This window comes from Catellatospora sichuanensis, assembly GCF_007483665.1.
GTDB lineage: Bacteria > Actinomycetota > Actinomycetes > Mycobacteriales > Micromonosporaceae > Catellatospora > Catellatospora sichuanensis.
Genome location: NZ_VIQO01000002.1, coordinates 322,764 through 346,181, shown reverse-complemented (window position 1 = coordinate 346,181; position 23,418 = coordinate 322,764). Strand labels below are relative to the sequence as shown.

Sequence of the window (23,418 nt, the reverse complement as noted above, 5' to 3'; positions counted from 1 at the left end):
CCGCCGAAACGGGCTAACGGAAGCGGCGACGCGCCCGGCTACCAGCGATTACTGCGATAAGCAGGGCCAGCCCCACCAGCATCCCGGCGACCCCGAACCAGGTAACAGGGCGTGACGCCAGCGCCATCAGGCGCTCGGCCACCGGCTTGGCCGACGCCGCCGCGGAGCCGGTTGCGCCCGGCTCCGGAACGCCCGCCCCGGGCGCGAGACTGGGCTCCGCGGGGGCGGACGGGCTGGGCGAGGCCGACGGCGGCGGGGCGCAGTCCAGGCCGTCCGGCAGGACGGGCGCCTCGCGGACCGCATACACCGCCGGCACCCCGACGGGCCGGGCTGCGACCGGCAGCGGCCCCGGCGCGACCAATGGCGCTCCGGCCGGACCGGCGGAGGCCCGGGGTCCGGTCGGTGACGGCGTGGCGGCGGGCGACAGGCTGGGCCCGGCCGACGGGCTGGGCGTGGGGCTCGGCGAGGGCGGCGGGCTCGGTGCGACGAGCATTTCCGCCCGCGGAGCGAAGATCACGCCGGGTGCCGGCGGGCCGGTCAGGAGGATGCGTATCGCGCTGGGGAAGTGCCACACGACACTGTCGACCGGGCCGCCGCCGATGTCGGTGACCCGGGGCACGGCCCAGGCCAGCCGATCGTCGACCAGCCGGGTGTCCACGTTCACCAGCAGCGGCGCGGACTCGGTGGGCGGCGTGGTGAGAATGAGCTCGGCGATCCGGTTGAGCTCGCCCGAGCGGATGGTGAGCACGTTCGTCTGGTCCTGGCGCAGGTACAGCAGCACCCGGGCGCCGCGCGCCAGCGGGCGGGGCAGCGGCAGGCCATCGGGGTCGCGCAGGTCGACGTTGGGCGCACAGGCGGCCAGTGCGGTCGACCGTTCGAGGTCCAGCGGGTCGGGGGCCGGCGCGCCCGCGCGGGCGGGCGCGACAGCGAGCACCAGGGCCAGCGGCAGCGTCAGCAGCACCCCGCGCACGGCTCGTCCCGGCACGCCGCTCATCCGGCGCACCCAGCGGCTCAGCACGTTCGGCCTCCGCATGTCCGGAGGGTAGCCCGCCGCCGCACGTCGATCGTGAAAGTGGCACTTCCGACACACCGGCATGACGGTTCGACCCGGGGCTGCGCCTGCGGGTTCCGGCCATGCCCAGGGGGCGGCCGGGTTCACCCGCGGCCGCTTCGCGTCGCCGAGCGGGCCGGAGAACCGGCCGCCCTCGAAAGCCACGGCCGGGCACCGTGGTGCAGAGCTCCCCACAGGAACTCCGCACCACGGTCGGAATCAGCCCAGCTGGGCCAGCAGGTCCTGGCGGGTGAGCACGCCGCGGGGCTTGCCGTCGATCAGGACCATCGCCGCGTCGGCCTTCTCCAGCAGCGCCACGATCTCGGCCACCGGCTGGCCGCCGCCGATCATCGGCAGCGCCGGGCCGACGTGCCGGTCCAGCGGGTCGTGCAGCGCCGCCGCGCCGGTGAACAGCGCGTCCAGCAGGTCCTTCTCGGCCACCGCGCCGGCCACCTCGCCGGTGACGACCGGCGGCTCGGCCTTCAGCACGGGCAGCTGGGAGACGCCGTACTCGCGCATGATGTCGATGGCGTCACGCACGGTCTCGGTCGGGTGCACGTGGATCAGCTCCGGCAGCGCGCCCTTGGTATGCGACTTGGCGGTCAGGATGTCGGCGACGGTCGCGCCGTGCTCGTCCGTGCGCAGGAAGCCGTAGCGCGCCATCCAGTCGTCGTTGAACAGCTTCGACAGGTAGCCCCGGCCGCCGTCGGGCAGCAGCACCACGACCACGTCGTCCGGCCCGGCCCGCTCGGCGACCTTCAGCGCCGCCACCGCGGCCATGCCGCAGGAGCCGCCGACCAGCAGACCCTCCTCGCGGGCCAGCCGCCGGGTCATCGCGAACGACTCCTTGTCGGTGACCTCGACGATCTCGTCGCAGACGGTCCGGTCGTAGGTCTCCGGCCAGAAGTCCTCGCCGACGCCCTCGACCAGGTACGGCCGGCCGGTGCCGCCGGAGTAGACCGAACCCTCCGGGTCCGCGCCGATGATCTTCACGCGGCCCTGGGAGACCTCCTTGAGGTAGCGCCCGATGCCGCTGATGGTGCCGCCGGTGCCGACACCCGCCACGAAGTGCGTGATCCGGCCGTCGGTCTGCTCCCACAGCTCCGGACCGGTCTGCTCGTAGTGCGAGAGGGGGTTGTTCGGGTTCGAGTACTGGTTCGGCTTCCACGCGCCCGGGATCTCGCGGGCCAGCCGGTCCGAGACGTTGTAGTAGGACCGCGGGTCCTCGGGCGCGACCGCGGTCGGGCAGACCACGACCTCCGCGCCGTACGCCCGCATGACGTTCTGCTTGTCCTCGCTGACCTTGTCGGGGCAGACGAAGACGCACTTGTATCCCTTGAGCTGGGCGACCAGCGCCAGCCCGACCCCGGTGTTGCCGCTCGTCGGCTCGACGATGGTGCCGCCGGGCTTGAGCAGGCCGTCCCGCTCCGCCGCCTCGACCATCCGCAGCGCGATCCGGTCCTTGACCGAGCCGCCCGGGTTCATATATTCGACCTTGGCGAGCACGGTGGGGCCGCCTGGATCGGTGACATTCCGGAGCTTGACCAGCGGGGTGTTACCGATCAGCTCGACGACGTTCTCGTAGTAGCGCACGCGTCAAGCCTAGACCGGTGTTGAATCACCGTTAAGCGACGTCGCCGTCGATGATCGGACCGCCGACGGGCGCTTTGACGCCGTTCTCCCACATCAGGAAGCGGTCGGTTTCGCTGATCAGGGCCCCGGCGATCCAGCTGACGATGATCACGTCATCGGCCAGGCCGAGCACCAGGAGGAACGCCTCGGGGACCATGTCGACCGGGGAGACCACGTACAGCGTGGCCGCGCTGATCGCCATGAGCCGGGCGAGGCCGTCGTACCGTCCGCGAACCGTGGCCAGAACCATGCGCGGCATCGCGCCCAACCGGTCCGCCAGGCTGGCGTTGCTGCCGTTCCCCGTGATGAGTGCCTTCCACAACGCCGTGAACGCTGCGGTACGACGCAATGTGCGTCCCATCTCGCCTCCATCCGCGCGCAACCGAAGAGCGCTACCTTTCTCGCATGAGCGAGCGTTACCAGCTGACGATCCGCTGGGTACGTAGGAGCCTCAGAGAGGATTCCCCGACGGGTCTCCCGAGTGAGGCGGGTTCACTATGAGCGAGCGTACTGCGCTGGGCGCCACGGCGGCACACCGTCGCGGCAGGGATCTGGCCCGGCTGGCCGTCTACGGCGGAGGCGCGCTGACCGCGGTCGGCCTGGCCACGGTCGGCGTGCTGCTCGGCCAGGTGGAGGCGGCCCGGCGCACCATCCCCATCGCGCAGGCCCCGCCACCGCGCTCCGACGGCCTCTACGGCGGCCGGTTCGGCGGCGAGCCGGTGCACATGGCCATGCTCGGCGACTCCTCGGCCGCCGGCTTCGGTGCACTGCGAGCCCGGCAGACCCCGGCCGCGCTGATCGCCACCGGGCTGTCCCGGCGTCTGGAAAGGCCGGTGCGGCTGCACAGCCTGGCCGTGGTCGGCGCGACCTCGGGAATGCTGGTGCACCAGGTGGAAGAAGCCCTCGAACTGCGCCCCGACCTGGCGGTCATCCTGATCGGAGCCAACGACATCACCCACCGGGCAGGCCAGGCCGCCTCCGTGCGCCACCTCGCCGACTCGGTGCGGCGCCTGCGCGAGTCCGGCGCCACCGTCGTCGTGGGCACCTGCCCCGACCTCGGCGCGGTGCAGCCGATCCGGCCACCGCTGCGCTGGCTGGCCCGCACCTGGAGCCGCCAGCTCGCCGCGGCGCAGACCGTCGCCGTGGTGGAGGCCGGGGGCCGCACCGTGTCCCTGGGTGAACTGCTCGGGCCGACGTTCTCCGCCCAGCCGCACCGGCTGTTCGCCCGGGACCGCTTTCACCCGTCCGCGGAGGGCTACGCGCTGGCCGCGTCGGTGCTGCTGCCGACGGTGGTGGCCGCCCTGCGCAGCCCGGCCGGGCCACAGCGGGTGGAAGCGGGCGCACGAACCGCCGTGGACGGGGTACGGTCGCTGCCACAGGCCGCGGTCGAGGCGGCGCGCCACGCCGGCACCGAGGTGAGCGGCGTACGCGTCGACGGCCGTGATCGCGGCCCGGCCGGCCGGTGGGCGCAGCTGCGCCGCCGCATGTGGGAGGTCGTCCGCCAGGGCGAGGCCCCCGCCGGCCTGGCTGACCAGGCGAACGTAGTGGAGCAGGCATGAGTTCCGTGGCACGGAGGATCGGGAAGGCCGCCGCGATCACGCTCATCGCGGGCACGGTGGGCGGCGCGGCGCTGCTGGCGGCCGAGGCGGTGGTGGCGCGCAGCCGCCGGTACGCCAAGCCGGGGCTGGGCCTCGCGCTGCGCACCACTGTGGGCGCGGACAACGCCACCCCGCTGCGGCTGGTCATGCTCGGCGACTCCGCCGCCCTGGGCGTGGGCGTGGACCGGGTTGCCGACACCGTCGGCGGCCAGCTGGCCGCGCTGCTGTCCGGCGGCGAATCCGGCAGGGGCGGGCCGGTGCAGGCCGTCGCGCTGTCGAGCGTCGGCGTCGCCGGGTCCCGCTCGTCGGACCTGGCCACCCAGGTGGCCCGTTGCCTGCTGGGCGACCGGCCGGACGTCGCGGTGATCCTGGTCGGCGGCAATGACGCGATCACGCTGCGCCGCCCGGCGGACGCGGCGGCCTACCTGGGCGCGGCGGTGCGGCGGCTGCGCGAGGCCGGGGTCGAGGTCGTCGTCGGCACCTGCCCTGATCTGGGGGCGGCCCGCGCCATCGCGCCGCCGCTGCGCCAGGTCGTCGGCTTCCTGGGCCGCCGGGTGGCGCGGGCCCAGGTGCGCGCGGTGCACGCCGCCGGAGGTGCCGTGGTGGACCTGGCCGCCGAAACCGGCCCGGTGTTCCGCGCCGACCCGAACACGCTGTCCGTCGACCGCTACCACCCCTCCGCGGACGGGTACCGGGTCTGGGCGTACGCGCTGCTCCCGGCCGTCGCCCACGCCGCCGGAGTCACCCCCCGCCTCCCCTGACCGCCCGCCGCGCGAGCCGCCCAAGATCGTCCGACTTGCCTGGCAGATGGGCGTATCTTGTGCCCTCGTTCGCCCACCTGCCCGGCAAGTCGAGCGATCAGGCCAGCGCGGATGATGACTTTCTCACCCGGTCTGGTGGGGCAAGTTACCGGCGAGTTAACGTTCGTTCATGTCAGATGCTGTCATCGTCGCCACCGCCCGGTCCCCCATCGGCCGGGCCGGCAAGGGCTCCTTGAAAGACCTGCGCGCGGACGACCTCACCGCCACCATCATCCAGGCCGCCCTGGACAAGATCCCAGCCCTGGACCCGGCCGAGATCGACGACCTCTACCTGGGCTGCGGCCTGCCCGGCGGCGAGCAGGGCTTCAACATGGGCAAGGTGGTCTCCACCCTGCTCGGCCTGGACTCGCTGCCCGCCGCCACGGTCACCCGCTACTGCGCGTCCTCGCTGCAGACCAGCCGGATGGCGTTCCACGCGATCAAGGCGGGCGAGGGCGACGTCTTCATCTCGGCGGGCGTCGAGATGGTGTCCCGGTATGCCCGGGGCAACTCGGACTGGCTGCCCCCGGACGCCGCCGCGGCCGTCGGCGGGAGCTGGAACAATCCGCGCTTCGACGCGGCCCAGGCCCGCTCCGCGCAGCGCGCCGGAGCCGGCACCCCGGACTGGACCGACCCGCGCGAGGCCGGCGAACTGCCCGACATCTACCTGACCATGGGTCAGACCGCCGAGAACCTGGCCCAGCTGCACGGGGTCACCCGCGAGGACATGGACTCGTTCGGCGTACGGTCGCAGAACCTCGCCGAGCAGGCGATCCAGAACGGCTTCTGGGCCCGCGAGATCACGCCGGTGACCCTGCCCGACGGCACCGTGGTCAGCCAGGACGACGGCCCCCGCGCGGGAGTGACGCTGGAGGGCACCGCCGGGCTCAAGCCGGTCTTCCGCCCCGACGGGCGGATCACCGCGGGCAACTGCTGCCCGCTCAACGACGGCGCGGCCGCGGTCGTGATCATGAGCGGCAGCCGGGCTCGTGAACTCGGGCTCAACCCGCTGGCGCGGATCATCTCCACGGGCGTCACCGCGATGAGCCCCGAGATCATGGGCATCGGCCCGGTCGAGGCGACCCGGCAGGCGCTCAAGCGGGCCGGCATGACCATCGACGACATCGATCTCGCCGAGATCAACGAGGCGTTCGCGGCCCAGGTCATCCCGTCGTACCGGGAGCTGGGCCTGCCGCTGGAGAAGGTGAACGTGATGGGCGGCGCGATCGCCGTCGGCCACCCGTTCGGCATGACCGGCGCCCGCATCACCGGCACGCTGATCAACAACCTGCAGTGGCACGACAAGAGCATCGGCCTGGAGACCATGTGCGTCGGCGGCGGCCAGGGCATGGCGATGGTCATCGAGCGCCTCAGCTGACCCGCCCATCCCAACCCGCAGCTCACTGCGGGTGAGCCGTTAAGAAGGGCACCTTCTTCTACGTATTCCGTTAAGAAGGTGCCCTTCCTTTGTCAGGTGAGGGTGTGGCGGAGGGCGGCGATCTCTTCGGCGGCGGTGCTGGTGACGTCCGGCGGGGGTGCGGCCGCGACGAGGTCGGCGACGACGACCTTGAGTTGGTCCGGCAGGGCCAGATCGGACAGCCGGGGCACATCGCGGCGCGGCGCGCCGGTGAGGTCCGCGGCCTGGTCGGCGAGGCGCTGCACCAGCTTGTGCAGCTGTTCACCCTGGTCGCGCCAGCGCGCGGGGGTCCAGTGTCCGACCTGGTTGGCCAGGAGGTCGACGGCGCGCGTCAGCTGCTCGATGCTCACGCCCCCGATTGTCCCGGCCCGGAAAACGGACCGCCGCCCCGGGGCAGTCCCCAAGGCGGCGGTCGTCGGTGCGCCCGGTCGGGCGCTCCGGTCAGTCTTCCGAGAAGTAGGAGATCAGGCGCAGGATCTCCAGGTAGAGCCAGACCAGTTCGACGAGGATGCCGAACGCGCCCAGCCAGCCGTACTTGCGCGGCAGACCGGCGGCGATGCCGTCCTCGATCTGCTTGAAGTTGACCACGAACATCAGCGCCGCGACCACGATGCAGATCAGGCTGAACCCGATGGCGATCGGGCTGCCGTCACGCAGCGGGCCGACCGAGTCGGTGAACAGGTAGAGCACGAAGTTGACCAGCATGACGACGCCGAGGCCGGCCGCCGCACCGATGACGATCTTCATGAACTTCGGGGTGGCCCGAATGATCTTCATCTTGTAGAGCGCAGCCATGGCGAGGAACACCGAGAGCGTGGCGATGACCGCCTGCAGCACGATGCCGTCGAAGAGGTACTCGTAGGCCTTGCTGATCAGGCCGAGGAAGATGCCCTCGATCACCGCGTATCCGACGATCACCGCAGCGTTGGTGATCTGGGCGAACGAGATGATCAGACCGACGATCACGCCGAGGAACATCGACGCGTACAGCACCGGCCGCATGACCTCGAACGGCACCACGGTCCAGGTGATCGCCGCGACCACCGCGGTGGTGGCGAGCAGGGTCACGGTCTTGACGACGACGTCGTCGATGGTCATCCGGTCGACGTGTCCGGACTGGACCACCTCCGGGTATCCGCCGCCCGCCGGGTAGCCCGCCGGGGCGCCCTGGCCCGGCACGGTGTACCGGGGCTGCTGCGCCGCCGCACTGATGCGGCTGAGCACCGGGTTGGAACTCTTCACAGCGGGTCTCGCCTCCTCTACAGGGAATGTGCCGACAGAGTAGCGGATCGGCGCACGCCCGGAGATCACAGTTTTCGGGACGCTTCGCAGGCGACGGGCCCTGCCCTGGTGTCGGAGGTCACGTCGGGCGACGACACGGCCGCCCACGTCCACGATCGGCGCGACTGCTCCCCCGCCGACGGCACGCCGATCGCTCCCGGCACCACGTCGATGCGGTTGCGGCCGTGGATGACACCGGGCCCGGGACAATCACCGCGCCCGATCCTTAATGAAACCTTATGAAAAGCCTGCGAATTCACGTCGCAACAGCGCGGCCATCGACCGTTACCACGTCTCGGAGAACTCGGCGCGAAAAGCAGGCGACCAAGGGGTGACAGACCGTCGGGCGCTCGCTATGCTCGTCCACAACGCGCTCCAATCGCCCGCTTCCCCCGTGGCAGGCGATCGGAGCGCGTCACTATTTCTGAAGCTTTTCGCCACGCCATTCGCGCGTTCGGCGACGGGTCCGTGGCAATGCCATTCGGCACACCGGCGCCCAGCACGGCAGACCCTGCTGGTGCCCGGGGCGGGGGTCGAACCCGCACGCCTTTCGGCAGTCGCTTTTAAGGCAACCGTGTCTGCCGTTCCACCACCCGGGCGCGTACCGCACGTAGCTGTGCCCTGCCACGGTAGCGGTTCCCCCCGGCCCGAAGCACGCCCGTTGTCGCTATCCGGAGAACGTGAGCACAGCGGCCGACAGGCCACGGGCGCAACCGAAGCGCTAGGGTCAAGCGCGTGACGAGCACCGCGCCCGCCCTCACCACCACCCCGGAAGACGCCGTACTGCCTGGCCAACGGGGTGGTAAGGACGTGTCCGCGGTGGGGCGGCCCGCCCGGCGGCACGAGTGGACCCGCGACGTCGGCGTCTGCCTGGCCTTCCTGGCCCTCGCCGGCTGGCTCACCCTCGGGCTCTGGCCCGACCCGGACATCCGGACACTCGCCTTGAACCCGCCCGACCAGATCCTCTACGAGTGGTTCCTGGCGCACGACACCATGCTGTGGAGCGGTGACTTCTCCCTCGTCACCGACCGCCTGAACGCGCCGTACGGCGTCAACCTGCTCGCCAACACCACGGTCATCCTGCTCGGCGGCCTGCTCGCCCCGGTCACCGCCGCGTTCGGTGCAGCCACCACGTTCGCCCTGCTGGTCGCGCTCAACCTGGCCGGCACCGCGATCGCCTGGTACCTGCTGCTGCACCGCACGCTCGGCGCGAGCCGGACCGCGGCCGCCGTAGGCGCGGCGTTCTGCGGCTTCGCCCCGGGCATGGTGTCGCAGTCCAACAGCCACCTGCACATGACCGCGCAGTGGCTGATCCCGCCCATGCTGTGGTGCGTCGTGGAGCTGGCCCGGGCGGCCCGCTCCGGCACCGCCCGGCCGCGTCGCTTCATCGGGTGCGGCGTCCTGTTCGGTGTGCTGGTCAGCCTGCAGGTGTTCATCGGCGAGGAGACCCTGTTCCTCACCGCGCTCGCGCTGGTCATCGTGACCGTGACCTACGTGGCGATCACCCGGCCGCCACGGGCGGTGCTGGCCCGCTTCGCCGCCGGGCTGTCCATCGCCGTCGCGGTCGCGATGGCGCTGCTGGCGTATCCGCTCTGGGTCCAGTTCAAGGGCCCGCAGTCGGTCTCCGACGGGGTGTTCAGCCCCTACTACTTCTCCGCCGACCTGGCCGGGTTCACCGCGTTCTCGCCGCTGACGCTGGCCGGCGACGACACGGCCGCGAAGCTGACCACCGGCCCGGCCGAATACAACACGTTCCTGGGCTGGCCGCTGGTGCTGCTGTCGCTCGGGCTGCTGGTGTGGCTGCGCCGCAACGCGCTCGCGGCAGCCTGCGGCGCGGGTGCACTGGCGATGAGCGCGCTGGCGCTCGGCCCGCAGGTCATGCTGCACAACGAGCGCACCCCGCTGCCGGGCCCGTACCGGCTGCTCATGCATCTGCCCGTGGTGGACGGCGCGCTGCCGATGCGCTTCGCCCTGGCCGCGATCCCGCTGCTGGCCGTGCTGCTGGTGGTGGCGCTTCGGCAGGCCGCGCACTCGGACCTGCGCGGCGTACGGGTGGGCGTCCCGGCGCTGGTCGCCGCGGCACTGCTGCCGCTGTTCCCAACCCCGCTGCCGACCACCGAACGGCCCGCGGTGCCCGCGTTCTTCGCCGACGGCCTGTGGCGACAGTGCGCCGGCGACGGCGACGTCATCGTGCCGGTGCCGCTGCCGACCCCGGAACAGCCCCTGCCGATGCGCTACGCGACCTCGGCGCTGACCGCGTTCGCCCTGCCCGAGGGCTTCTTCATCGGCCCGCACGGGCCGCACGGCAAGGCGACCATGGGCATCGAGAAGCGGACGACGTCCTGGGTGCTGTCCGAGGTGGCACGCACCGGGGTGGTCCCCGCGATCAACGACGACCACCGCCTGGACGCCCGCAAGGACCTCACCAAGTGGAACGCCGCGTGCGTCGTCCTCACCCCCGGACACCCCCGCCACGCCGAACTCCAGCGCACCCTGGAAGCCCTCCTCGGCCCCGGCACCCCCTCCGCCGACGTCCTCTACTGGCCCCGCACCTGGTAACCCGCCCCCGCCACCGGGCACCGGGCGCCGGCCACCGGGCACAACTCTTAAAGACTCGCGGCCTCCAGATGTCCTGGAGGCCGCGAGTCTTTAAGAGTTGCGGAGGGGGCCTGGCCTGGCCCCGGGCGGATCTTGGGTCCGCCCGGGTGGGTCAGGGTTGCTGGGTGGGCTGCGTGACCTGGGCAAAGGGGTCCATGGGCTGGTGGAGGGCGCCCAGGGAGACGACTTCGCGCTTGAGGAAGAGGGCCAGGGTCCAGTCGGCGATCACGCGGACCTTGCGGTTCAGCGACGGGATGCGGCTCATGTGGTACGTGCGGTGCATGAACCAGGCGGGCCAGCCCTTGGCCTTGAAGCCGTACACATGGGCCACGCCCTTGTGCAGGCCGAGGCTGGCGACCGAGCCGACGTGCTTGTGCCGGTACTCCCGGATGCCCTTGCCGCGCACGGTGGCGACCAGGTTGTCGGCCAGCAGGCGCGCCTGGCGCACCGCGTGCTGCGCGCTCGGCGAGCACATCTCGCCCGCGGCGGCGGTCAGGTCGGGCACCGCCGCGCAGTCTCCGGAGCTCCATGCCCCCTCGACGACCTGGTCGCCGTCGACGACCCGCAGCGTCGGGTCACAGGTGAGCTTGCCCTGCGCGTTGCGGGGCAGGTCGGTCGCGGCGATCATCGGGTGTGCCTTGACGCCGGCGGTCCACACGATGGTGTCCGCGGCGAACTCGCCGCCGTCCGACAGCTTCACCACGCCGTCGACGCAGGACTCCAGCCGGGTGCCCAGGCGCAGGTCCATGTTGCGCTTGAGCAGCGCCTCGACCGTGTACGCGCCCATCTGCGGCCCGACCTCGGGCAGCACCCGCTGCGTCGCCTCGACCAGCACCCAGTGCATGTCGTCGGCCTTCAGCTCCGGGTAGTAGCGCAGCGCGTCGCGAGCCATGTCCTCCATCTCGCCCAGCGCCTCGACCCCGGCGAAGCCGGCACCGACGACCACGAAGGTCAGCGCCCGCTGCCGCGTCTGCGGGTCGGTGGTGGCGGCCGCGATGTCCAGGCACTCCAGCACGTGGTTGCGCAGCCAGATGGCCTCACCGATGGTCTTGAAGCCGACCGCGTGCTCACGCAGACCCGGGATGGGCAGCGTGCGGGAGACGCTGCCGGGCGCGACGATGATGTGGTCGTAGGGGATCTCCCGGGACGGACCGACCACCGGCTGCACCGTGGCGACCTTGCGGGAGTGCTCGACCTTCGTCACCGCCCCGTGCACGATCTTGCAGTCGCGCAGCTCCCGCCGCAGCGGCACCACAGTGTGCCGGGGGGAGATGTTGCCTGCCGCTGCCTCAGGAAGGAACGGCTGGTAGGTCATGTGCGGCTGCGGGTCGACGACCGTGACCTCAGCCTCGGTCGAGCGCAACTTGCTGGACAGGCGTAGGGCGGCATAGAGGCCGACGTGGCCGGCACCCACCACCAGGATCCGTACAGGCTTCACGCATTCACGCTACCGCTGTGGCATCGCCCTGATCAGCGCCGATGCCTGTGATCCCGGACAGCGACGGCCGTCACGCCGCCCTGATCAGGGCCGCTTGCCCAACCGAGTGAGCAGCGCCACGGCGGCCGCCACCACGGCCAGGCCGACCACCAGCGCCACCGTCGGCGTGGTGATGTACATGCCCGGCAGCACCGTCACCAGCACGATGGTGAGCCCCCCGGCCGCCCCGAGCACCAGCGCCGAGCGCACCGCCCAGCGCAGCAGCACCTGGTTGTCCACGATCGCGTCGTACGGCAGCACGGCCGCCAGCGCCGCCGCGTTGTGCAGCAGGTAGAGCGCCGCCGCGGTGCCCAGTAGCCGCCCCATCGACGGCTCGGCCAGGAACAGCATCGTGTCGGCCAGCCACATCGCGACCGTTGCCAGCATCACCAGGGTCACCGCCACCCCGCCCGGTGCGATCGCGGGCACGGCGGCCAGGGCGAGGAAGCCGAGCATCATCCGCGCGGGCAGCCCGCCCGGCGCGGCCAGCAGCAGGCCGGTGAAGGCCGCCACGAAGACGATCCCGCGCACCAGCAGCGGGCCGCCGGTGATCCGCCCCAGGTCGCGGACCTGCGTCAGCAGCTGTTTCACCGCAGCACCGCCTTCGGCGCGGCGGCCAGCCGCGACACGTCCCGGAGCACGGCGTCCAGGCTGCCCGCGCCCGCCCAGGCGACCACCGGCACCCCGTGCTCGCCCAGCTGACCCATGGTGTTCTCCCGTTCGGCCTTCCACAGCCGGTAGGACACGTCGCTCCAGGTGTTCACGGGCGGCGAGGTCAGATCGGAGGGCAGCGTGTCCACGGCCACCACGAAGCGGCCCGAGCGGGCCAGGCCGGCCAGCATCGACGCCGACCGGGCGTCCAGCAGCGGGGTGAGCACGACGACCAGCGCCGCCGCGGAGATGCCCGCGGCGAGCTGCGCGCCGCCGCGCTCCTGCGCGGTCGGGCTCGGGTGGGCGTCCAGCAGCCACTCCAGCACCGTCAGGTACTGCCGCCGGCCACTGGCCGGGCGCAGCCGGCGGGCCTGCGCGCCGTACTCCAGCACCGAGACGCGGTCGCCGCGGTGCAGGTAGTGCTCGGCGATCGCGGCCGCCGCGCGCACGGAGCGGTCCAGCACCGAGGAGGCACCGCCGATGCCGCCGGAGCGGCCCGCGTCGGCCAGCAGGTCCAGCAGGACCACCACCTCGGCGTCCCGGTCGGACAGCGTCGCCGCCACGTGCAGCCGCTCGGTGCGCAGCGACACCCGCCAGTCGACGCGGCGCAGCCGGTCACCGGGCCCGAACTGGCGTACCCCGGCCAGCTCACCGCCCTCGCCGGGCCGCCGCGAGCGGTGCTGGCCGACCAGGCCGGCCGCCCGGGGCATCGCCTCGTCGGCCTTGAACGGGTCGGTCAGCGGGTACACCTTCACGCCCAGCGCGCCGGTGACCACGGCCCGGCTGACCAGCAGCCCGTCCGCGGCGACCGCGTGCGCCGACGCCGGACCGAGCCAGTGCCGCCCCCAGCGCACCGCCGGTCCGGCCAGCTCGACCGCCGTGGCCACGCCGCGCGGCACCAGGGTCACGTAGGGCCGGTTGCCGCCACGCCCGCGGCGGCCCGCGCCCGGATCCACGGCTCCGCCCTCCAGCCGCAGCCAGGGCGAGTGCTGCAGGTGCACCACCGTCAGGTCGTACCCGGTGACGTCGCGGTTCTCCACCTCGACGGTCGCGCCGAGGTCACCGCCCTCGACCGGGAACGACTCGACCGTGGACAGCCGCAGGCCCGGTAGTGTGCGCGGCCGTTTGGCCAGCGCGAACGCCACGCTCAGCGCCAGCGGCGCGGCGAGGATCACCAGATCGGTGCGGCCCAGCAGCACGGCGGCGACCAGCAGCAGCCCCGCCACCAGCACCGCCCGGCTTAGCGCCCGGGTGGGCGCCCAGTTGTCGCCGGTGTCGGTGGACGCGACGGGCTCCAGGTCGCCCTCGGGGGAGGCTCCCTGGGACACGTCAGCCCCGCAGCCCGGTCGACCGGTACGGCGGGTCCAGCAGCTCGTCCTCTAACTCGCTCAGGCGGCCACGACCGGGGGTCGGCCGCTGACCCGGGGCCGCGGCATGGCTCGGCAGCGCACCGCTGACCGGGGCCGGTGTCGCGGCGAGCACCTCGGCCACCACCGAGACCGGGTCGATGCGCTTGAGCCACATCTCCGGCCGCAGCGTGATCCGGTGCGCCAGCGCGGGCAGCGCGACCCCCTTCACGTCCTCGGGGATGACGTAGTCGCGCCCGGCGAGCGCGGCGCGGGCCCGCGACAGCAGCAGCAGGGCCAGCGAGCCGCGCGGCGACGAGCCGACCAGCACCGCCGGGTGCTCGCGGGTGGCCGCGGCCAGCGAGACCAGGTAGCGGCAGATGGAGTCCTCGACCTCGATCTGCTCCAGGCCCGCCTGCATGCGCAGCAGCGTGGGCGCGTCGACGACCGGCTCGACCTCGGACTCCTCCTGGCGGCGGACCATGCGCCGCCGCAGCACGTTCAGTTCCTCGTCGGCCTCCGGGTAACCGAACGAGACACGCAGCATGAAGCGGTCCAGCTGCGCCTCGGGCAGCGGGTAGGTGCCCTCGTACTCGATCGGGTTGGCGGTGGCGAGCACGTGGAACGGGGCCTCCAGGCGGTAGGTCACGCCCTCGACGGAGACCTGCTTCTCCTGCATCGCCTCCAGCAGCGCCGCCTGCGTCTTCGGCGGCGTGCGGTTGATCTCGTCGGCGAGCAGCAGGTTCGTGAAGACCGGCCCGGCCCGGAAGGTGAAGTCGTGGGTGCGCTGGTCGTACAGGAACGAGCCGGTCACGTCCGCGGGCAGCAGGTCCGGGGTGAACTGCAGGCGGCGGAAGTCCAGGCCCAGCGCCTGGGCGAAGGTGCGCGCGGTCAGCGTCTTGCCCAGTCCGGGCAGATCCTCCAGCAGCACGTGGCCGCCGGCGAGGATGCCCGCCAGCACCAGCTCCAGCGAATCGCGCTTGCCCACCATCACGGTGCCGACCCGGTCGAGCACCTGCTGGGCGAGTTTGCCCACCTCAGCGGCGGGGATCGGTTGCATGCTCACAATTTCTCCAAGGCATTGACGATCACATCGAGTTCGCGGGGGCTGGGCGGACGCTTGGCCGGCACCGTGAGGAGCGTCCAGAGCGGATCACCGAGCAGCCTACGCGCGCGTTCGGGCTCGGTCGCGCGGTTGACCCCGTGGCGCTGGCGCAGCCGTTCGTCGACCACCTCGGCCAGGCGCGGCTGCACGCGGCGCTGGAAGCGGGCGGCGTCGGTGTGGCTCCACTCCAGGATGGTCTCCCAGCGGGCCACGGCCAGCCGCAGCCCGTCGGTGACCTCGGACTGATCGTCCGCGGCGGTCCGGCCCGCGCGGCGCGGCGGCAGCGGCGCCTTGAGCGAGCGGGCCATCCGCCACACCCCGACCACGGTCAGCGCCACCGCGAAGACCAGCGGCAACGGCATGCTCAGGCTGAACACCTGGAGTGTGAGCCAGCCCGCGGCGGTCCAGGCGATGGTGAACCCGGCGAGGCTCAACCAGCGCGTCGCCTTCGGGCGGGGCGGGCGGGCCGCGACCGGCTGCTCCGGACGGCTGAACCCGCCGAGCAGGTCGTGCAGGGTCGCGCCCTCGTCGACGTCGCCGTCCACGAAGTCGTCGTGCTCCCGATGCTGGCTCATGTCGCCTCCGCGCTGCGCTCGTCGAGGACATGTCCGCAGCTCATGATCCGTACGCCGCTCATGCCGTCGCCTCGCTGCGGGTGCCGGCGGTCAGCTCGTCGCGCAGGCGGTGCAGGGAGGCCCTGGCCTGCAGGCGCATGTCGTCGTCGACGCGGTGGGTGGCGTAGCGGGCGCGGCGGTACACGTCGGCGAAGCCGTTGAGCACCCCGGCGTCCAGGTGGCGGCGGTGGAGCATGCGTACGACCAGGTCGGTGGCGGTGTCGTCGGGCAGGCGCGGCACGCCCGCCGCCGCGGCGGCCTGCTCCAGGCGCACCCAGCAGGCGATGACGGCGGTACGCGGATCGGCGGCGTCGTCGTCGAGGTCCAACAGGCCCGCGTCCAGCGCCGCGACGACCTGCTCCTCGTCGGTGAGCTGCGCGAGGCGTACCGGCGGCTTCTCCCGGATGGCCCGGCGGCGGAACTTCGTGGTCGACTTGGCGGCCGCCTTGAGCAGCACGATCAGCACGGCCGCCCCGATGAGCGCCAGCATGCCCAGCCCGACCACGCCCAGCCAGCCGGAGTCGGCGGTGTCCTCGGGCGGCGCCGACGGCGACGGGGACGGCGACCGCGGGGACGGCGACGGCGAGGCGGTCGGGGTGGGGTTCGGCGACGCGGACTGCTCCGGCGCGGCCCGGCCGATCGGCAGCACCGAGACCGAGGCCGTCGCGGCCGCGAGCATCAGCAGCGCGGCCACGGCCAGCAGCGGCCACCAGCGACGCAACGCTCCCATTGTTCCCCGCTCCGAATATCGCTTTCCATCACCGGCGCCAGGTCGGCGGCCCCGACACGTCGAGTCGACTCAGTGAGATCGACTCAGTCGAGGCCGGCGAGGTGCCGGGCCTGGCTCAGCACGTCGTCCAGCATGGCGGGTGTGAGCCGCCCGGTAAAGGTGTTCTGCTGGCTGACGTGGTACGAGCCGAGCAGCGCCGGCCCCCGCTCCGAGCTGCCGGCGCCGCCCTCCGGGAGGAAGACGGCCCCGTGCCCGAATTTGGGACGCGGCACCGGCGGCTTGACGCCGTACACCGTGGACAGCGTAGGCCACCACGCCGCCCACGCGAACGCGCCGAGCGCGATCACCACCCGCAGAGTGGGTCGCAGCAGCGTGACCTCGCGATGCAGCCAGGGGGCGCAGGTGTCGCGCTCGACCGGAGTCGGCTTGTTGTCGGGCGGCGCGCAGCGCACCGCCGCCGCGATGCGCACGTCGGTCAGGTGCAGCCCGTCGTCACGGGACACGCTGGTGGGCTGGTTGGCCAGGCCCGCCCGGTGCAGCGCCGCGAACAGCACGTCGCCGCTGCGGTCGCCGGTGAAGATGCGCCCGGTGCGGTTGCCGCCGTGCGCCGCCGGGGCGAGCCCGAGAATGAGGATGCGGGCGTCGGCCGCGCCGAAGCCGGGGACCGGCCGTCCCCAGTACTCCTCGTCGCGGAACGCGGCCCGCTTGGTCGCGGCGACCTCCTCCCGCCACGCCACCAACCGGGGGCACCTGCGGCAGCAGGAGATCTCCTCGTCGAGCGCGGCCAGCTCGGCGGCGGTCGCGGACAGCCTGCGGGCCGCCCCGGCGGGCCGCCGGGGCGAGCCGTCGGCCGAGGTCACAGCTTGGTGCGCAGCAGCTCCACCGTGCGCGCCCAGGCGCTGGCCGCCGCCGAGGCGTTGTACACCTCGGGCCGGTCGTCGTTGACGAACGCGTGGTGGGTGCCCGGGTAGTCGTGCACGATGCAGGTGCCGCCGGCCTCCTCGATGGCGACGCGGGCGGTCTTGATGCCGGGAGCGGCGGAGGTGCCGTCCTCCTCGCTGCAGTGGATCATCGCGGTCTTGCCCTGGTAGTTCGACCACTGCGGGGCCATGCGCTCCCACGGCAGCGCCGGGTAGAAGCCGACCGCGGCCGTGATCTCGTCACTGACCGTGGCGGACCACAGCGCCAGGCTGCCGCCCATGCAGAAGCCCACCGCGCCCACGCCGCCGGTGGTCTCCGGCCGCCCGGCCAGGTACGACGCGGCGCCCGCGATGTCCTTCGCGGCCTGGTCCATGGCCAGGCCCATCATCAGCTTGCCGGCCTCGTCGGGCTCGGTGGTGTGCGCGCCGTGATACAGGTCGGGCGCGAGTGCCACGAATCCGGCCTCGGCGAATCGGTCGGCCAGCGAGATGATGTGCGGGACCAGCCCCCACCACTCCTGGATCACGATGACCGCAGGTCCGCTGCCGCTCTTGGGCAGCGCGAGGTAGCCCTCACTGGTACCCCCGTTGCTGGGGTAATCCACCATTTCACCCATCGGTCGTCCTCCTGACGGTCAGTCGTCATTGGCTGGTCGCACAGTCGTGGCGTTCCGGGTAGCCAACCACACCGGACGGTACCGGGGAAGACGACGGCGGCGTGGCGAAAGTTACGACTTATGGTCGTAACTCACCACGCCGCCGCGAAGGTGGTATACCGGGCGCGAGCTCAGCTCACGTCACGGTGAACCGGCTCACTTCTTGATGGGCTCCAGGCACCAGCTGTCGCCGCTGCCGCCCTTCTTGCCGATCCACACGATCTGCTCCCACGTGGGGTACGCCGCGCACAGCGTCTGCTGCTTGGCGGTGAAGTCCGACTCCGAAACGCCGTCGATGACACCGACGACCTTGTTGGCGGCGTCGGCGGAGGTGCAGTCCACGACCTTGGCGTCGTCGACGACCTTGAAGTCGTTGACGCAGTCGCCGACCTTGGCGATGGCCAGGTCGCCGGACAGGTACTGCCAGCCCAGATAGCCACCGCCGAGGACCACGAGGCCGACGACGTAGCCGAGGATCTTCTTGCCGGCGCTGGCCGCGGCGGACTTCGCCTTCGACGGCTCCGCAGTCTCCTGGACCGCCGGGGTTACCTGCTCGCTCATGTGGTTCTTTCCTTCCGAGGGGTGCCCTCGTCCGGAACGAGTCGCGGCGGGGGCGTTACGTCTCACGTACGGTCACGGAGACCGCGTCACCTTAGCGTCAGCTGAGAATCTTCGCGACCCCGCAGGTGAGCGCTCTTCGCATGCCATCCGGACGGACAAGAAGGACCGCCGAGTCAGCACCGCGACCTCAGCCGTTCAGCGAACGGCGCGCCACGGCGGGCTCAGCTCTTGTGCGGCGCCAGGCACCACACGTCGCCGTTACCGCCCCTCTTGCCGATCCAGACGACCTGCTCCCACGTCGGGAACGCGTTGCACAGCGCCTGCTCCTTGGCGGTGAACTCCGACTCCGTCACGTCGTCGACGACACCGACGACCTTGTTGGCCGCGTCCGTCGACGCGCAATCGACGATCCGGGCGTCCTCCACCTTCGCGAAGTCGTTGACGCAGTCGCCGACCTCCGCGTTGGCCACATCGCTGTTCACGGCGTCCACGATGTCCTTGGCGAAGCCGCCCAGGGCGTCCGGCCTGAGTGCCACGAAAAGACCGCCACCGCAGCAGCACAGCAGGAGCACCGCCGCCACGACGATAGCGACGATCCGGCCGGTCTTGCGCGGCGGCGGCCCCGGAACCGCGTAGGGAGCGGGGGGCACCTGCGGACCTGGCTGCTCATACATGAATGGGCCTTCACGATCGAGGGGTGGCGGTGCGGCCATTGTGCCGTAGCCGCTCACCCCTCGCTGACCCTCACCGACTCAACGGGTGGGAGCCGGTCCCGCGGACGCACTCGGGGACGGTGACGGCAACACCGCGCCCGAAGGCGAAGGCGACGGTGCCGGCGCGACGGACGGCGACGGCGTTTCCCAGGGCAGGGGTGCCGGCGACACGGCCACCCACGGCAGCTGCGGTGCGCTGAGGTCGGGACAGGACGGGTACACGACCCGCCACTCCCAGCCCCGGCCGCCCCCGCCGGGGCCCTCCCAGCCGAAACGCTGTGCACAGTAGCCGAGCACGACCGGGCTGCCGTCCTGGTCGACCAGCCGCGCGCCCTGGATGATCTGCCCGTCCGGACCCAGCACGAAGATGTCGTTGACCTGGTTGTACGGGTCGGACACCCAGGACGTCGGCGTCGACTCCTGCCAGAACGACCCCATCAGCCGGTCATCCGCCGCCACCCACAGCCCCAGTCCGAACACCACGACGACGGCCGTCGCCGCGCCCAGCGCCACCCGAGTCCGGCGGCGGGCCGGCGGGGCCGCCGTGGTGCGCCGACCGAGCCAGATCGAGCCGACCACGAAGGCGATGAGCACCAGCAGGCCGAGCACGGTGCTGCCCTCGAAGCGCGGCAGCAGGCCCAGCCCGTCGCCGTCGCGCCACAGCTGCGCCACCAGCATCGCGACCAGCCAGCCGCGCACCACCCACCAGGCCGGGCGCAGCAGCGCCAGGAACTCGCCGAGACGCTCGTATCCGATGACCGGACCGAGCCGGCGGTCCAGCCTTCCCCAGCGTGCCCGCACCCGCGACACCGCCCGCCCCGCCCAGGCGGCCGGCCGGCTGGGACCCCCCGTGTGGCCCAGCGTGGCGCGCAGCTCGGCGGCGTACGCGCTGGGCGGCCCGAGCCGCTCCGTCAGCGTCGCACCGCCGCCCTCGGCCTCGATCTCCGCCGCCACCTCGGCCAGATGCGCCGGCAGGTCCTCCAGCAGGTCGTTACGGGCCTGCTCCGGCAGGTCGGACAGGGCCGCGCCGACCTGCGCCGCATACTGTGCGATCTCGACGTTCATGCCCTCTCCTCGCTGCGCTCGTCGACGACATGTCCAGAGCTCATGATTCGCTCGCGGTGCTCGCTCATGCCCTCTCCTCGCGGCGCTCGCCGGCGGCATCGCCGACGTTCATGATTCGCTCGCGGTGCTCGTTCATGCCGACTCCCTCAACAGGGTGTTCATGGTGGAGGCGAACCCGCGCCAGACATCGCCGCCCTGCTTGAGCTGGGTGCGGCCGGCCGGGTTGAGCGCGTAGTACTTGCGGTGCGGGCCCTCCTCGGAGGGCACCACGTAGGTGGTGAGATAGCCGGCCGCGAACAGCCGGCGCAGGGTGCCGTAGACCGAGGCGTCACCGATCTCGGTCAGCCCGGCGGTGCGCAGCCGGCGGAGGATGTCGTACCCGTAGCCGTCGTCGTCGCGCAGCACGGCGAGCACGGCCAGGTCGAGCACCCCCTTGAGCAGTTGGGTGGTATCCACGCTGAGCACAGTAGTGTGCGATGCGCAGTACCACAAGCAGCGCACTACCTTCGACAAGGAAAGTACTGCTCAGTGGTGGATGGAGGCGGCGATGCCGTCGAGGATGTCGTGTTCCGAGACGACGATCTCACTGAAGCCGGTCTGCCGCATGATCTCGCGCAGGATCAGCGCGCCCGCGATGATCACGTCCACCCGGCCCGGGTGCATCACCGGGATCGCCGCCCGCGTGGCGTGGTCCATCGCGGACAGCTCCGCGGCGAGCTGCTCGACCGCCGCGGCTGGCAGCACCGAGTGGTGGATCCGAGCGGGGTCGTAGTGGTCCAGGCCCAGCGCGATGCCGGCCAGCGTGGTGACCGTGCCCGCCACCCCGACCAGGGTGGCCGGCGCGGTGCCGACGTGCCCCAGGGCGTGCGACACGGCAGCGTCGATGTCGGCGACCGCGGCGTCGAGCTGCGCGGCCGTCGGCGGGTCGGCGGGCAGGTGGCGTTCGGTCATGCGTACGCAGCCGATGTCCATGCTGATCGAGCTGTCCACCGTCCGGCGCCCCCGGACGAACTCGGTCGAGCCGCCGCCGATGTCCACCACCAGGTAGGGACCGCTGCCGTCCAGCCCGGTCACGGCGCCGCCGAAGGAGAGCGCTGCCTCCTCGGTGCCGGTGATGACCTCGGCGGGCTGCCCCAGCGTGACCCGCACCATGTCGTGGAAGTCAGCCGCGTTGGCCGCGTCGCGGGTGGCGCTGGTGGCGACCATACGGATGTGGCTCACGCCGTGCGACTCGATCAGCGCGCGGTATTCCACCAGCGCGACCCGGGTGCGCTCGATCGCCGCCGGGTCGAGGCGGCCGGTGCGGTCCACCCCCGCGCCAAGGCGCACGATGCGCATCAGGCGCTCGACATCCCGGCCATCGGCGGTGATCAGCAGGCGGATCGAGTTGGTGCCACAGTCGATCGCGGCGACGGCATCTCCCACGTCACCACCCTACAGGCGTTAAGAAGGTGCCCTTCCTCTACGCATAGCGATGTGCAGGTGCCCTTCCTTCTACAAATGCAGGAGCATGCGGGTGTTGCCGAGGGTGTTGGGTTTGACGCGTTCCAGGCCGAGGAATTCGGCCACGCCCTCGTCGTAGGAGCGCAGGAGCTGCTCGTAGACGGGAGGCGGGACGGGGGCGCCGTCGATCTCGGTGAAGCCGAAGGAGGCGAAGAAGCGGGTCTCGAAGGTGAGCACGAAGACGCGGCGTACGCCCAGCTCGCGGGCGTCGTCGAGGAGGGCTTCGACGATCTGGTGGCCGACGCGGCGGCCGCGCCAGGTCGCGTCCACGGCGACGGTGCGGATCTCGGCGAGGTCCTCCCACAGCACGTGCAGCGCGCCGCAGCCGACCACCAAGCCGTCGTCGTCGACGGCCACCCGGAACTCGGGGACGTCCTCGTATATCGCGACGGTGGCCTTGCTGAGCAGGCGGCGCTCGCCGCTGTAGGTGTCGATCAGGCGGCGGATACCCCGCACGTCGGCGGTGCGCGCCTTGCGTACGGTCAGCTCACTCAACGCAGGGACCCGCCGTCCACCAGGGCTCGATCAGCGCGATGACCTCGTCGCCGAACGGGTTGACGCCGGGGCCCGCGGCCAGCGCGTGGCCGAGGTGCACGTGCAGGCACTTCACCCGGTCCGGCATGCCGCCCGCGGAGACGTTCTCGATCTCCGCCACGTGCCCGATCGCCTCGCGGCGGGTCAGGTAGTCCTCGTGCGCCTTCAGGTACGCCGCGCGCAGCTCCGGGTCCTCGCGCAGCTGCTCGTTCATCTCCTTCATCAGCCCGGCCGACTCCAGCCGGCTGCACTCCGCGGTCGCCCGCGGGCAGGTGAGGTAGAACAGCGTCGGGAAGGGAGTGCCGTCGGGCAGCCGGGGCACCGTCTCCACCACGTCGGGCTTGCCGCACGGGCAGCGGTGCGCCACCGCCCGGGTGCCGCGCGTGGGCCGGCCGAGCTGTGCCCGGACCGCGGCGAGATCGGACTCGGTCGCCTCCTGCCGCGTCGGCGCGGGCACGAGGTCGCGATCCATCGGGGCTCCTAGTTCTTCTGTTCCGGCTCCGGGTCCAAACGGGTCCAGAGCTTGCCGTACCAGCTGTCGGGCTCGGCGGGCGGCGGCGGTTTCGGGGTCTGGTCCTGGTCGGTCTTGCCGTCCGGGTCCCAGATCGGCATCAGCGGGGTCTGCCCCGGGTAGACCCAGAAGAAGCGGCGGCGGACCTGAGCCTTGATGTACTCGTCGTCCTTCCACTTCTCGGCCTGCCGCTCCAGCCCCGCGATGCGCTCCTGCTGCTCCAGCTGCGACTGCCGCATCGCGTCGATCTCGCCGAGCTGGGTGAGGTAGACGCGCACCGGGTAGGCGTAGCCCAGCGCCAGCGCCGCGAGGATCACCAGCAGCGCGGTGGCCCGGCCGGTGAGGCCGTGCGGGTTCGGGGCGCTGGTGCGTTTGGCGGCGCCCGCGGCGGCGGCGCGGCGGGCGGCGGCGGGGCGGCTCAGCGAACGCTCGCCCTCACGGGTGCGGACGGCGGCGGTGCCGCGTGCGCGTCCCGACCCGTCCCGGGGGCGACGCACCGGCCCCTGCCCTCCAGGCTGTCGCCGCTGCATCACCCCTCCCCCCTGCGCGATGATCGAAGCCCCTTCCACGCCGTACGTGTCGCATGAAAGGAGCTTCGATCACATGCTAGGCCCTGCGACGTGACACCGTCACGAACCCGCGCAGTCGCTTGAAA

25 protein-coding genes and 1 tRNA gene are annotated in these 23,418 nt (G+C 72.2%); 4 read left to right on the top strand and 22 right to left on the bottom strand.

Features of this window, described 5'->3' with window-relative positions:
- Positions 1 to 13 precede the first annotated feature (13 nt).
- From FLL47_RS19230 to FLL47_RS19220, 3 genes are all read right to left on the bottom strand, one after another.
- Entirely contained in the window at positions 14 to 1,033 is a 1,020-nt protein-coding gene (locus tag FLL47_RS19230; protein ID WP_186315796.1) for a choice-of-anchor A family protein, read from the bottom strand.
- A 237-nt stretch (positions 1,034 to 1,270) separates the two neighbouring features.
- The gene (locus FLL47_RS19225) at positions 1,271 to 2,644 is read right to left on the bottom strand and encodes a cystathionine beta-synthase (protein WP_144121894.1); all 1,374 of its coding nucleotides are present in this window, start codon (positions 2,642 to 2,644) and stop codon (positions 1,271 to 1,273) included.
- Between the two features lie 31 nt (positions 2,645 to 2,675).
- The gene (locus FLL47_RS19220) at positions 2,676 to 3,044 is read right to left on the bottom strand and encodes a YkvA family protein (protein ID WP_144121893.1); all 369 of its coding nucleotides are present in this window, start codon (positions 3,042 to 3,044) and stop codon (positions 2,676 to 2,678) included.
- Between the two features lie 136 nt (positions 3,045 to 3,180).
- Here FLL47_RS19220 and FLL47_RS19215 point away from each other — a divergent pair, with 136 nt between their 5' ends.
- The 3 genes from FLL47_RS19215 to FLL47_RS19205 all read left to right on the top strand — a co-directional run bounded on the left by FLL47_RS19215 (position 3,181) and on the right by FLL47_RS19205 (position 6,459).
- Complete coding sequence (locus tag FLL47_RS19215; RefSeq protein ID WP_144121892.1) at positions 3,181 to 4,242, top strand: SGNH/GDSL hydrolase family protein; 1,062 nt, start codon at positions 3,181 to 3,183, stop codon at positions 4,240 to 4,242.
- A complete protein-coding gene (locus FLL47_RS19210; protein ID WP_144121891.1) occupies positions 4,239 to 5,042 on the top strand; it encodes an SGNH/GDSL hydrolase family protein in 804 nt (267 codons plus the stop codon). Before FLL47_RS19215 ends, FLL47_RS19210 begins: the two co-directional genes overlap by 4 nt.
- Positions 5,043 to 5,211: 169 nt before the next feature.
- On the top strand, positions 5,212 to 6,459 hold the full coding sequence (locus tag FLL47_RS19205) for an acetyl-CoA C-acetyltransferase (RefSeq protein ID WP_144121890.1): 1,248 nt from the start codon (positions 5,212 to 5,214) through the stop codon (positions 6,457 to 6,459).
- A gap of 92 nt (positions 6,460 to 6,551) precedes the next feature.
- Here FLL47_RS19205 and FLL47_RS19200 read toward each other — a convergent pair whose 3' ends face one another.
- The 3 genes from FLL47_RS19200 to FLL47_RS19190 form a co-directional block, all read right to left on the bottom strand.
- A complete protein-coding gene (locus FLL47_RS19200) occupies positions 6,552 to 6,848 on the bottom strand; it encodes a hypothetical protein (RefSeq protein WP_144121889.1) in 297 nt (98 codons plus the stop codon).
- A gap of 91 nt (positions 6,849 to 6,939) precedes the next feature.
- A complete protein-coding gene (locus FLL47_RS19195; RefSeq protein ID WP_144121888.1) occupies positions 6,940 to 7,740 on the bottom strand; it encodes a Bax inhibitor-1/YccA family protein in 801 nt (266 codons plus the stop codon).
- 554 nt (positions 7,741 to 8,294) lie between these two features.
- A tRNA-Leu gene (locus tag FLL47_RS19190) sits at positions 8,295 to 8,378 on the bottom strand.
- A 136-nt stretch (positions 8,379 to 8,514) separates the two neighbouring features.
- On the opposite strand from FLL47_RS19190, the gene FLL47_RS19185 reads away from it, so the two are divergent.
- Positions 8,515 to 10,338, top strand: a complete 1,824-nt coding sequence (locus FLL47_RS19185; RefSeq protein WP_222106113.1) for a hypothetical protein — start codon at positions 8,515 to 8,517, stop codon at positions 10,336 to 10,338.
- 151 nt (positions 10,339 to 10,489) lie between these two features.
- Here FLL47_RS19185 and FLL47_RS19180 read toward each other — a convergent pair whose 3' ends face one another.
- The 16 genes from FLL47_RS19180 to FLL47_RS19105 all read right to left on the bottom strand — a co-directional run bounded on the left by FLL47_RS19180 (position 10,490) and on the right by FLL47_RS19105 (position 23,260).
- The gene (locus FLL47_RS19180; protein ID WP_144121887.1) at positions 10,490 to 11,815 is read right to left on the bottom strand and encodes an NAD(P)/FAD-dependent oxidoreductase; all 1,326 of its coding nucleotides are present in this window, start codon (positions 11,813 to 11,815) and stop codon (positions 10,490 to 10,492) included.
- Positions 11,816 to 11,899: 84 nt separating this feature from the next.
- Positions 11,900 to 12,445 (bottom strand): hypothetical protein, encoded by a 546-nt coding sequence (locus tag FLL47_RS19175; RefSeq protein ID WP_144121886.1) that lies wholly within the window; start codon positions 12,443 to 12,445, stop codon positions 11,900 to 11,902.
- Positions 12,442 to 13,833 (bottom strand): DUF58 domain-containing protein, encoded by a 1,392-nt coding sequence (locus tag FLL47_RS19170; RefSeq protein ID WP_425457725.1) that lies wholly within the window; start codon positions 13,831 to 13,833, stop codon positions 12,442 to 12,444. The genes FLL47_RS19175 and FLL47_RS19170 overlap by 4 nt, the downstream gene beginning before the upstream one ends.
- A 1-nt stretch (position 13,834) precedes the next feature.
- Complete coding sequence (locus FLL47_RS19165; RefSeq protein WP_144121885.1) at positions 13,835 to 14,911, bottom strand: AAA family ATPase; 1,077 nt, start codon at positions 14,909 to 14,911, stop codon at positions 13,835 to 13,837.
- A 2-nt stretch (positions 14,912 to 14,913) separates the two neighbouring features.
- Positions 14,914 to 15,531: a hypothetical protein gene (locus FLL47_RS19160; protein ID WP_144121884.1), complete on the bottom strand. Its 618-nt coding sequence runs from the start codon at positions 15,529 to 15,531 to the stop codon at positions 14,914 to 14,916.
- 58 nt (positions 15,532 to 15,589) lie between these two features.
- A complete protein-coding gene (locus FLL47_RS19155) occupies positions 15,590 to 16,300 on the bottom strand; it encodes a DUF4129 domain-containing protein (protein ID WP_144121883.1) in 711 nt (236 codons plus the stop codon).
- A gap of 83 nt (positions 16,301 to 16,383) precedes the next feature.
- Complete coding sequence (locus tag FLL47_RS19150) at positions 16,384 to 17,109, bottom strand: uracil-DNA glycosylase (RefSeq protein ID WP_144122060.1); 726 nt, start codon at positions 17,107 to 17,109, stop codon at positions 16,384 to 16,386.
- Between the two features lie 47 nt (positions 17,110 to 17,156).
- Entirely contained in the window at positions 17,157 to 17,837 is a 681-nt protein-coding gene (locus FLL47_RS19145; protein ID WP_144121882.1) for a dienelactone hydrolase family protein, read from the bottom strand.
- A 195-nt stretch (positions 17,838 to 18,032) separates the two neighbouring features.
- Positions 18,033 to 18,437: an LppU/SCO3897 family protein gene (locus tag FLL47_RS19140; RefSeq protein ID WP_144121881.1), complete on the bottom strand. Its 405-nt coding sequence runs from the start codon at positions 18,435 to 18,437 to the stop codon at positions 18,033 to 18,035.
- 221 nt (positions 18,438 to 18,658) lie between these two features.
- Positions 18,659 to 19,168: an LppU/SCO3897 family protein gene (locus FLL47_RS19135; RefSeq protein ID WP_144121880.1), complete on the bottom strand. Its 510-nt coding sequence runs from the start codon at positions 19,166 to 19,168 to the stop codon at positions 18,659 to 18,661.
- 21 nt (positions 19,169 to 19,189) lie between these two features.
- Positions 19,190 to 20,215, bottom strand: coding sequence for an HAAS signaling domain-containing protein (locus FLL47_RS19130; RefSeq protein WP_144121879.1), 1,026 nt, complete (start codon positions 20,213 to 20,215; stop codon positions 19,190 to 19,192).
- A gap of 132 nt (positions 20,216 to 20,347) precedes the next feature.
- The gene (locus FLL47_RS19125; RefSeq protein WP_144121878.1) at positions 20,348 to 20,671 is read right to left on the bottom strand and encodes a PadR family transcriptional regulator; all 324 of its coding nucleotides are present in this window, start codon (positions 20,669 to 20,671) and stop codon (positions 20,348 to 20,350) included.
- 69 nt (positions 20,672 to 20,740) lie between these two features.
- On the bottom strand, positions 20,741 to 21,640 hold the full coding sequence (locus FLL47_RS19120; RefSeq protein ID WP_246158215.1) for a Ppx/GppA phosphatase family protein: 900 nt from the start codon (positions 21,638 to 21,640) through the stop codon (positions 20,741 to 20,743).
- A gap of 69 nt (positions 21,641 to 21,709) precedes the next feature.
- Positions 21,710 to 22,213: an amino-acid N-acetyltransferase gene (locus FLL47_RS19115; RefSeq protein ID WP_144121877.1), complete on the bottom strand. Its 504-nt coding sequence runs from the start codon at positions 22,211 to 22,213 to the stop codon at positions 21,710 to 21,712.
- Positions 22,206 to 22,724 (bottom strand): DUF501 domain-containing protein, encoded by a 519-nt coding sequence (locus FLL47_RS19110; protein WP_144121876.1) that lies wholly within the window; start codon positions 22,722 to 22,724, stop codon positions 22,206 to 22,208. Before FLL47_RS19110 ends, FLL47_RS19115 begins: the two co-directional genes overlap by 8 nt.
- 8 nt (positions 22,725 to 22,732) lie before the next feature.
- Positions 22,733 to 23,260 (bottom strand): FtsB family cell division protein, encoded by a 528-nt coding sequence (locus tag FLL47_RS19105; protein ID WP_246158212.1) that lies wholly within the window; start codon positions 23,258 to 23,260, stop codon positions 22,733 to 22,735.
- Between the last annotated feature and the right edge of the window lie 158 nt (positions 23,261 to 23,418).

Bases quoted from the DNA above. Each gene is read 5' to 3' on its own strand.
- FLL47_RS19230 (WP_186315796.1), bottom strand. From the start codon at position 1,033: ATGCGGAGGCCGAACGTGCTGAGCCGCTGGGTGCGCCGGATGAGCGGC.
- FLL47_RS19220 (WP_144121893.1), bottom strand. From the start codon at position 3,044: ATGGGACGCACATTGCGTCGTACCGCAGCGTTCACGGCGTTGTGGAAG.
- FLL47_RS19215 (WP_144121892.1), top strand. From the start codon at position 3,181: ATGAGCGAGCGTACTGCGCTGGGCGCCACGGCGGCACACCGTCGCGGC.
- FLL47_RS19210 (WP_144121891.1), top strand. From the start codon at position 4,239: ATGAGTTCCGTGGCACGGAGGATCGGGAAGGCCGCCGCGATCACGCTC.
- FLL47_RS19205 (WP_144121890.1), top strand. From the start codon at position 5,212: ATGTCAGATGCTGTCATCGTCGCCACCGCCCGGTCCCCCATCGGCCGG.
- FLL47_RS19165 (WP_144121885.1), bottom strand. From the start codon at position 14,911: ATGCAACCGATCCCCGCCGCTGAGGTGGGCAAACTCGCCCAGCAGGTG.
- FLL47_RS19160 (WP_144121884.1), bottom strand. From the start codon at position 15,531: ATGAGCCAGCATCGGGAGCACGACGACTTCGTGGACGGCGACGTCGAC.
- FLL47_RS19155 (WP_144121883.1), bottom strand. From the start codon at position 16,300: ATGGGAGCGTTGCGTCGCTGGTGGCCGCTGCTGGCCGTGGCCGCGCTG.
- FLL47_RS19145 (WP_144121882.1), bottom strand. From the start codon at position 17,837: ATGGGTGAAATGGTGGATTACCCCAGCAACGGGGGTACCAGTGAGGGC.
- FLL47_RS19140 (WP_144121881.1), bottom strand. From the start codon at position 18,437: ATGAGCGAGCAGGTAACCCCGGCGGTCCAGGAGACTGCGGAGCCGTCG.
- FLL47_RS19130 (WP_144121879.1), bottom strand. From the start codon at position 20,215: ATGAACGTCGAGATCGCACAGTATGCGGCGCAGGTCGGCGCGGCCCTG.
- FLL47_RS19110 (WP_144121876.1), bottom strand. From the start codon at position 22,724: ATGGATCGCGACCTCGTGCCCGCGCCGACGCGGCAGGAGGCGACCGAG.